Consider the following 8,341-nt stretch of genomic DNA (forward strand, 5'->3'; position numbering starts at 1 on the left):
TCAGACGTGTGCTCTTCCGATCTGGGTTCGAGTCCGGCCGCCCCTGCCACATCACTTCCAAGGAGGGAATCGCCGTGAGCGATGAAAAGCAGCCGAGCACCGGGGCTCCGCGCCCAACCGGCAAGCGTCAGCTCTCTGGCGCAGCGACCACCTCTACCGACTCCTACACTGACAAGCGCGTTGTGCGCGTCGAGGATAAGAAGGAAGATTCCTTCGGCGGATCCGTTGGTTCCTTCCCCGGTGAGGTTGTCTCCGAGCTCAAGAAGGTTGTCTGGCCTACCGGCAAGGAAATGGTTCAGTATGTTCTCGTGACCTTCGCCTTCCTTATCGTCCTCACCGCTCTGGTGTGGGGTGTGGATGCGCTGACCGGCCTCGGAGTTGAAGCAATCCTCGCGCCTTAGTAGAATAATTACATACTTTCATCCCGCCGCCTTCCCGCTAGCTCGACTAGGGGAAACGGCGGGATACTTTTTGCCCTAGTCCGGCCGAGTACCCTGGTGGGGACTAGAAGAATAAATACCAATTTGGAGTAGCAGACAATGAGCGAAGAAAACACTGGCACTTCCCTTGAGCAGGCCATGATCGATAACGTCCAGGAACAGGCCGCGGAGGCGGTCGAAGCTACCGAGGAGGCCCAGCAGCCGCAGGAGGAACTCTCCGCAGAGGAGAAGGAAGCCGCCGAGAAGGAAGCTGCCACCAAGGCTGCCGAAGCCGCTCTCGGTGGCGGCTCGGACGAGGCTGAGACTGAAGGTGAGGGTGCAGGGGAGGCGTCAGCAAGCGCTGACGCGGACGCCGCCGCAGCAGCCGACGCTGAGTACAAGTCCCGCCTGCGCGCCTTTACCCGCGAGCTGAAGAAGCAGCCTGGCCAGTGGTACATCATCCAGTGCTACTCCGGCTACGAGAACAAGGTAAAGACCAACCTCGATATGCGTGCTCAGACCCTCGAGGTGGAGGACTCCATCTTTGAGGTTGTCGTCCCGGTCGAACAGGCCATTGAAAAGAAGGACGGCAAGAAGAAGGTAGTTAAGCGCAAGCTGCTGCCGGGCTACGTGCTGGTGCGCATGGAGCTTAACGACGCTGCCTGGTCCGTCGTCCGCGATACCCCGGGCGTGACCTCCTTCGTGGGCAACGAAGGCAACGCCACCCCGGTGAAGATCCGCGACGTGGCTAAGTTCCTCATGCCGAACGATCCGACGGTCTCTCCGGAAGCTTCCGCAGCAGATTCCGAGGGCGAGCAGGTCGTGGCTATGCCGGAGAAGGAGGCCGCCAAGGCCTACGCGCACGACTTCGAGGTGGGCGAGGCCGTCACCATCCTGTCTGGCCCGCTGGCTTCCGTCTCCGCCACCATCTCCGAGATCGACCCGGAGACCGGCAAGATGCAGGGCCTGGTGTCCATCTTCGGCCGCGAGACCCCGGTGGAGCTCTCCCCGACGGAGATCGAGCGCATCTCCTAAAAAGCGATTTTGAGCTGGGCGCACGGTGTTCTAAACTTGAACGCCGTGCGCTTTTGCGCATCTTGAAACGTTCATCCTCCGGTGGCCCACAATGCGTGAGCATCCGGACGGGGCGCTGTTATTCATCGTGGCGGCACTCCGGTACCACAGGAAAGAGGTAATTCGATGGCTCCCAAGAAGAAGGTCACTGGCCTGATCAAGCTCCAGATCGAGGCAGGCGCTGCTAACCCGGCTCCGCCGGTCGGCCCGGCACTCGGTGCCCACGGCGTCAACATCATGGAGTTCTGCAAGGCTTACAACGCCGCGACCGAGTCCCAGCGCGGCAACGTCGTGCCGGTGGAGATTACCGTCTACGAGGACCGCTCCTTCGACTTCAAGCTGAAGACCCCGCCGGCAGCTAAGCTCCTGCTCAAGGCCGCTGGCATCAAGAAGGGCTCCGGCGTTCCGCACACCGACAAGGTTGGCTCCGTGACCTGGGATCAGTGCAAGGAGATTGCACAGACCAAGTTCGAGGACCTCAACGCTCGTGACATCGAGAACGGCGCCCGCATCATCGCTGGTACCGCTCGCTCCATGGGCATCACCGTTGACGGCGTCCCGGCTAAGTAAAAATTCGATTTAATGCGCGATACGTTCTGTATCGCGCGTGGCAGGGCCAGCTTCGGCCCGCTATCACCACATCAATCCAAGAAAAGGAATTGCACTTATGAGCACCAAGTCCAAGGCATACAAGGCTGCCGCTGAGCTGGTAGACCGCTCCCGCCTGTACCGTCCGATCGAGGCCGCCAAGCTGGCCAAGGAGACCTCCTCCAAGAACTTCGACGCTACTGTTGACGTTGTCTTCCGTCTGGGCGTTGATCCGCGTAAGGCTGACCAGCTGGTTCGCGGTACCGTTTCCCTGCCGCACGGCACCGGTAAGGACGTCCGCGTGGCCGTCTTCGCTGAGGGCGACAACGCTGAGGCCGCTAAGGCTGCCGGCGCCGACATCGTGGGCACCGAAGAGCTGATCGCTGCCATCAACGAAGGCAACATCGACTTCGACGTTGCTATCGCTACCCCGGACCAGATGGCCAAGGTCGGCCGCGTTGCCCGCGTCCTGGGCCCGCGTGGTCTCATGCCGAACCCGAAGACCGGCACCGTGACCGCTGACGTGACCAAGGCTGTGGCCGACGTCAAGGGCGGTAAGATTTCCTTCCGCGTGGACAAGGCTTCCAACCTGCACGCCATCATCGGCAAGGCTTCCTTCGACGCTGAGAAGCTGGCTGAGAACTACGGCGCGCTGTACGATGAGATCCTGCGTTTGAAGCCGTCCTCCGCTAAGGGCATCTACGCCAAGAAGATCACCATCTCCACCACCTCCGGCCCGGGCATCCCGGTCGACGCTTCCGTGGAGAAGAACTACACCGAGTAAGTCGGTCTAGCGTATCGCGCTAAATGACAAAGGGCTTCGAGTTTTATCCTCGAAGCCCTTTTCCTATGCCCTGCCAGTCCCGTGCAGATAGCGGCGGGGATTGTTAGGCGTCGATATCGTCTGGCACCCAGCCCCGGCCGTCTGCGTCCAGGTAGACATTGCGCGCTAGCGGAATCTGGTGAGAGGCAGATTCCAAAATATGCATGAAGTAGCCGGCGGTGTTGGGGATAGCGAGGGTATCGCCCACCGCAATGCCCTCTGGGAAATCGAGCTCGCGGCGCAGGATGACTTCATCTTCGATGCAATATGCCCCCACCACGAACCCGGTGCGTGGTTCGCGGTCCACCGCACCGCGGTCTCCGGCAGTGGGGACGAGGAGCGGGTCGAGCAAGATATCATCCGCCGCGGTACGGCACTGGGTGCGGTTCATGGCGGCGCCGATGAGAGGTAGGCCGTCGGAGCGCTCTTTGAGGAAGCTGACCTCAGCGAGAATGATGCCGCAGCCATCGAGCAGGCTGCGCCCCGGCTCCAAGTGAAGAGAAATATTCCGCTCGCTCAAGGCACGGCCGGCAGGTCCAAACCCGGCTACCTCACCAGAAAGGAGTTGGTCTAACCACTGGCCGCGGGTGGGTGTTTGCCAGAAGGGGTAGGTATTTGAGAGTGGGTCGGACTTCCAGGTGAAAGGCTCACCGGTGCCGACGCGCTGGGCTACGATGCGCTGCTGGTAATACTCCCATTGCTCGCGGGATTCGAGGTAGCTCATGGGAACACCGCCGCCGATATCGATAAAGGAAGCAGGCTGGCCAACTAAGCGGAGGTGCTCGATGAGGGCGATGGCCTCCGCGAGTGCGGTGCGGCGGTCCGATTCGCTATAACCATGCAGGTGTACGTGAACGCCGTCAGCGTGGATGGTTTCGGGCCAGGCATGGCTTTGCCATGCGTGAAGGAGCTCACCGAAGCGCGTCGGCGGAAGGTTATCCGGGTTGGGGGCAAGGCGCGGTGCGACGTGCGCTGTGTGGTTGAGGGCCTTGGCAAGGGCAGCGATGCGCTCGGCTTCCGCTCGCGAATCGCAGGAAATGGTGACTTCGCGGTCGATAGCTAGGCGCAGCAACGCGTCGGTCTTAATAGCCGCGCTGAGGATAATCCGCTCGGGCGCGACTCCACGGTTAAGCACTTGGGCCAGCTCATTTTCACTGGCGACGTCCACGCCCAGGCCAGCCTCGCGGGCGGCGTCGACGAAGCACAAGGCTTTATTGGCCTTACGAGCGAAAAATACCTGTGTGTCCACGCCATGAGAGGCGCCGGCATCGAGGAGCTCTTGGGCGTTGCGGCGCAGCGGCGCGGGGTTGAGCACATTAACGGGCGAGCCATACTCGGAGGTAAGGCGGGAAACTTGCTGTGGGTCGCCCACCAATTCTGACATCCATTCTTCCCACCGGGCGCGCAGCGCAACGGTGCCATGAACGGGTAACGGGGTGGTGTGGTTGGTCATGGGTTTACTACTTTCTCCGCCCAACGGGGGATGTCATCGTGCACGGAACGGTTCAACGAGTCATGGCCGGGAAGCTCAAGCTCATTCATGCGGCCGATTTCCACGACGCCGGGGACATCGTGGAAAGGGGTGGGGATGGCTTGGGGAGCTACGGTGGCATCGATAAGCAGATCAATGCCACCCTGCTTGCGCCAGTGGTCTATCTGGTCCGGGGCGGCGAGGTAGCGGGTATTTACCACGCCGGTGCGGATGAGCTCGAGCAGCCGCCGCGCGGTGACCGGTGGTGGGCCAAAGGCCACGCGCTCGAGGGTGCGCGAGAGCTCACGGAAGCCGGGCATGGGTCCATGAGCCTTGTGCCAGTCCACGCATTCTTGAAAGAGCCCCCGAAACGCCGCGCCCACAGCCGCCGCCGGGGTAAGCGGCCCGGTGCCCTCGGCGGCGTGGAGGGAGGCATCCAGCTCCGCGACGGCATCGCCGGAAAAGTCGTGGCCGTCGAGCACTGCAGCGAGGTCCCCGGTGGAAAACTCACCCATCGATCCGGCGGCCGCCAGGAGGATGTCGCGCAATTCATCGGCATTGTGCACGCCGGCACAGGCGCGCCTTACGTCGGCCGGGATCTCGGGTTGCGGCGTGCCCGGGGCGGGCTTGACCTCCATGAAACGCCCGCTCCGGCTCACCGGGAAGATTACCTCGGCGGTATCGCCATACAATAGGCAGACATCGATGAAGCTCAAGGCAGCACCGCGCACCCCAATCCGTCGCGGGGCACTGGGCAAATCGGCGCCGAAGTAGAGTCCGGTGACCGGAACGCGGGAAGGCTCGTGGACTAAGGCACCGGGGTGGAGGTGATCGTGGCCGGTGCAGACGAGGACTTCGTCGAAGGGCGAGCCATCGACGATGAACCCGTCGTCAGCGGCAGACACCGAACGCACACGCTGGGGTAGGTGTCGAATGCGCACGTGCTGCGGGGCGCGGTGCAGGGCAGCAGCCCACGTATCGGCCAGGAATTGCCCTACCTGCGCGCGCGGCGGGAAGGCATCGGTGGTGGATTCCCCGCGGCGAGTACGCCAAGCGTTGAAGCTATCGTGTGCGGTGGTGACGATGGCGCAATTGACGTTAAGGCGCCATTGCGGCGGCTGCTGCGGGCGATACACCGCGCCGGCGCCGCCGGGGTAGGGATCAAAGACGGTGATATCCACGGGGATGCGGGCGCGCTCGATGAGCTCTTCTACGGCCCACAGGCCGCGTGGGCCGCCGCCGATGATGGCGATGCGGCGGGAAGGCTCCTGCGGACTCACTCTGAATCCCCTCCGACGCGCGCGGCGAGCTCGGGAGGAGAGATATCGAAGTGCTCGCAGACCCAGGAATCGTTGTAGATGGTATCGAGGTAAGGCTGGCCACCGTCGTGGAGTACGGCCACGACCTCAGCACCGGACGGAAGGGCAGGCACGAGACGCTGGAATGCCGCGATGACCGCGCCGCCGGAGGCCCCAGGCAGAAGGCCTTCGGCCTGGGCGAGGCGACGGGCTGCCACAATGGCATCCAGATCAGGCACACGCTCTACTGAGGACGGCGAGAATTTGGTGGATAGATCGGTGACAATGCCAGCACCATAGCCCGGCAGCATGCGGGTGCCGCGCTGGCCCCCAAACAGCACGGAGCCTTCGGCATCGACACCGATGGTCTCCGTATCAGCGCCAAGCTCAGTGAGCTTTCGCACGCAGCCGCCGAGAGTACCGGTGGTGCTCATAGCGACGAGCAAGTGGGTGGGCGCCTGTCCGAGCTGGTACACGATTTCCGTCATCGTGCCTTCGGCGTGGGCGTAAAAGGCGGCCTCGTTGGAGTACTGGTTGAGATTGAAAGAATCGGGGATCTCTTCTAGAAGCTCGGCCACGCGGGTGCGGCGAGCGGTGAGCCAATCGCCGGTTTCCGGGTCCGGGTGATCCAGCAATTCTACGTGGGCGCCGTAGGCCCGCATCGTGGCCACGGTGGAGGAATTGACGCGCGGATCGACCACGCAGTGGAATTTCATACCCGCAAGGAGGGCCTGGCGGGCCAGCGCCATGCCGAGGTTGCCCGAGGAAGACTCCACAAGTGTGGATCCGGGGCCTATGTCACCGGCGTCAAGCGCGGCTTGGATGAGTGCGCGTGCGGTGCGGTCTTTGGCGGATCCGCCCAGGTTGAATTGCTCTAGCTTGAGGTAGAGGTGCACATCGGTACGGGGATTAATGGCGTCCACGCACATCAGCGGGGTATGGCCGATAGGTGGTTGGGCTTGAGAATGAATCCGTGGGCGCATCATTAGCCCCATGGTAGACCTCTGCCTGCGGCTTTTGCTGCCGGCTTAGTCTTTGATCTCCGCATAGGCATCGGGGGCAGCTTGGCGCGATTCCTTGCCGCAGCCGGCAACCCACTGCCAATTAAAGGGGTTGGAGGCGGCATCGGCATCCACCAAGGTGTCCCACAACCATTCCTCGCATAGGCGCCAGTGAATGCCCAAGTTCTTCGGGAGGAACGAGCCCACCACCATGCGCACGCGGTTGTGCATATCAGTGTTAACGGCGTCAAGACCCCCGCTCGCTTGCGAGCGGGGGTCTTTTCCCGTTTCTAGTGCTGGATTTGTGCAGGGTTCCGGCACTTTCCTCACTGACAGGTAAAACACAGGCAGGTTCGATGGGCTTTCAAGGAATGTATCGCATAATAATCCTTGTGCGTTTGAGAGAGGCGCATGAGAGATAGAGAGAACACCCTGAGTCTTGCAGGGCGGGCGGCGTGAGAAACCGCCTGATAGACAAGACCCCTTACAACGTGGGTTCCAGATTTCACTGGGACCCACGTTGTACTGTGTGCGGAGACTTTAGCCCCAGCTGGATTTAACCCCCAGCGCACCTGAGGCACGTGACTAGAGGAGGGGAAGGGGGACCAGACTAAAGACACCATATGCAGCGCTGGATCGAGATAAGCCCAGGTGAATGTATGCGCTCCTTTGCATAAGGTGTCATTGCTTTGGTCCCTGTGCCCCAGGCCGCAGGCTCTAGAGGCGAAGACTGCTCTAGGGCCGCGGCCTCCCTTTCATCCAGTACACGGACCAGATGACGTCTTCGCGCGGAACGCCCCAGTCGTACACGGCTAATGAGCGCACAGCTTTTGCGAGATCCCCTTCGCCGGAAACCCATACCGAATCTGGCGCGGTATCGAGTGTGAAACGGGAGCAGAGAAGTTGTCTGGCGCGTGTGCAGTGTTCGTCATGTGGAGCCAGGACCATGGTGAGTGAGCGGACCTTGCCGCGCCACGTCTCCTCCAAGCCGTCTTCAACTTCAGCGTCGTCTGTGATCATGGCAACGACGTCGACTGCGCCCAAGGTTTCCGGTGAGAAGGCTTCGTAGTGCTCGAGGATGTGCCACAGCGCCGGTAGAGCAGAGGCATCCGCGAGTAACAGTTGTGACTTCCTAGGGGCCCGCCACAGTGCTTGCCCGGTATATATTCCGGCGGTATCCCCGGGTTGGGCATTGAGGATCCAGCGTGAGCCCGGGCCATTATCGCCATGGGTCACCACGTCGACATCGATGGTGCACGCTTCTTGGTTGAGCTTGCGAATTGTGTACCAGCGCAATGCTGGGCGAATGTCGTCGGGCAATCGGGTGACGGCGGCGCGAACATTGGCATCGTCGACCGGGAAGGGCGAAAAATCCTGCTCGTCTTGGGGCATGAGGAGCCCAAAATACTCGTCAGGCCCGGCTAAGGGGTAGTCACTAAAAGCCGGCGAGTGAAAAGTTAAACGGTGCAGTCGCGGCTTGAGGCGGGTGTTCCCGGTGAGGGTTACGGGAAGTAGGCGGTGATGCGTCAAGGGAATTGATCCTAGGTAGAGGTCAAATTTGAAACCATCATAACGTGCAGGTTAGGCTAGCCTCAAATAAGTTAGGGGGTGCGTTTGTGTGCGTGCTCGTTCCCACTGAAGGAAAGGTTTTTCCATGGTTGCTATCA

8 protein-coding genes and 1 pseudogene are annotated in these 8,341 nt (G+C 61.6%); 4 read left to right on the forward strand and 5 right to left on the reverse strand.

Translation table 11 applies throughout. From position 1 onward, the window contains the following. Window positions 1-74: 74 nt before the first annotated feature. The 4 genes from secE to rplA all read left to right on the forward strand — a co-directional run bounded on the left by secE (window position 75) and on the right by rplA (window position 2,865). The gene (gene secE / locus RDN59_RS10280) at window positions 75-401 is read left to right on the forward strand and encodes a preprotein translocase subunit SecE (RefSeq protein WP_070547318.1); all 327 of its coding nucleotides are present in this window, start codon (window positions 75-77) and stop codon (window positions 399-401) included. A 138-nt stretch (window positions 402-539) separates the two neighbouring features. Beyond that, window positions 540-1,454, forward strand: a complete 915-nt coding sequence (nusG, locus tag RDN59_RS10285) for a transcription termination/antitermination protein NusG (RefSeq protein WP_308607753.1) — start codon at window positions 540-542, stop codon at window positions 1,452-1,454. A gap of 165 nt (window positions 1,455-1,619) precedes the next feature. Further along, a complete protein-coding gene (rplK, locus tag RDN59_RS10290; RefSeq protein WP_010189723.1) occupies window positions 1,620-2,063 on the forward strand; it encodes a 50S ribosomal protein L11 in 444 nt (147 codons plus the stop codon). 97 nt (window positions 2,064-2,160) lie between these two features. Further along, entirely contained in the window at window positions 2,161-2,865 is a 705-nt protein-coding gene (gene rplA / locus RDN59_RS10295; protein ID WP_308607754.1) for a 50S ribosomal protein L1, read from the forward strand. A gap of 103 nt (window positions 2,866-2,968) precedes the next feature. On the opposite strand, the gene RDN59_RS10300 is transcribed toward rplA, so the two are convergent. The 5 genes and pseudogenes from RDN59_RS10300 to RDN59_RS10320 form a co-directional block, all read right to left on the reverse strand. Further along, window positions 2,969-4,357 carry a Y4yA family PLP-dependent enzyme gene (locus tag RDN59_RS10300; RefSeq protein WP_308607755.1) on the reverse strand — a complete coding sequence of 463 codons (1,389 nt, stop codon included), beginning with the start codon at window positions 4,355-4,357 and terminating at the stop codon, window positions 2,969-2,971. Beyond that, complete coding sequence (locus RDN59_RS10305) at window positions 4,354-5,655, reverse strand: FAD/NAD(P)-binding protein (protein ID WP_308607756.1); 1,302 nt, start codon at window positions 5,653-5,655, stop codon at window positions 4,354-4,356. The genes RDN59_RS10300 and RDN59_RS10305 overlap by 4 nt, the downstream gene beginning before the upstream one ends. Next, window positions 5,652-6,668, reverse strand: coding sequence for a pyridoxal-phosphate dependent enzyme (locus tag RDN59_RS10310; RefSeq protein ID WP_308607757.1), 1,017 nt, complete (start codon window positions 6,666-6,668; stop codon window positions 5,652-5,654). Before RDN59_RS10310 ends, RDN59_RS10305 begins: the two co-directional genes overlap by 4 nt. A 33-nt stretch (window positions 6,669-6,701) precedes the next feature. Further along, window positions 6,702-6,905 (reverse strand): annotated as a pseudogene (locus RDN59_RS10315) (FAD-binding domain-containing protein); the annotation flags it as partial. 504 nt (window positions 6,906-7,409) lie between these two features. After that, on the reverse strand, window positions 7,410-8,204 hold the full coding sequence (locus RDN59_RS10320) for a siderophore-interacting protein (RefSeq protein ID WP_308607758.1): 795 nt from the start codon (window positions 8,202-8,204) through the stop codon (window positions 7,410-7,412). Window positions 8,205-8,341: the final 137 nt, after the last annotated feature.

This window comes from uncultured Corynebacterium sp. (assembly GCF_902489365.1).
GTDB lineage: Bacteria > Actinomycetota > Actinomycetes > Mycobacteriales > Mycobacteriaceae > Corynebacterium.

Excerpts from the sequence above, each read along its gene's own strand:
- nusG (WP_308607753.1), top strand. The coding sequence starts at position 540 with ATGAGCGAAGAAAACACTGGCACTTCCCTTGAGCAGGCCATGATCGAT.
- rplK (WP_010189723.1), top strand. The coding sequence starts at position 1,620 with ATGGCTCCCAAGAAGAAGGTCACTGGCCTGATCAAGCTCCAGATCGAG.
- rplA (WP_308607754.1), top strand. The coding sequence starts at position 2,161 with ATGAGCACCAAGTCCAAGGCATACAAGGCTGCCGCTGAGCTGGTAGAC.
- RDN59_RS10300 (WP_308607755.1), bottom strand. The coding sequence starts at position 4,357 with ATGACCAACCACACCACCCCGTTACCCGTTCATGGCACCGTTGCGCTG.
- RDN59_RS10310 (WP_308607757.1), bottom strand. The coding sequence starts at position 6,668 with ATGGGGCTAATGATGCGCCCACGGATTCATTCTCAAGCCCAACCACCT.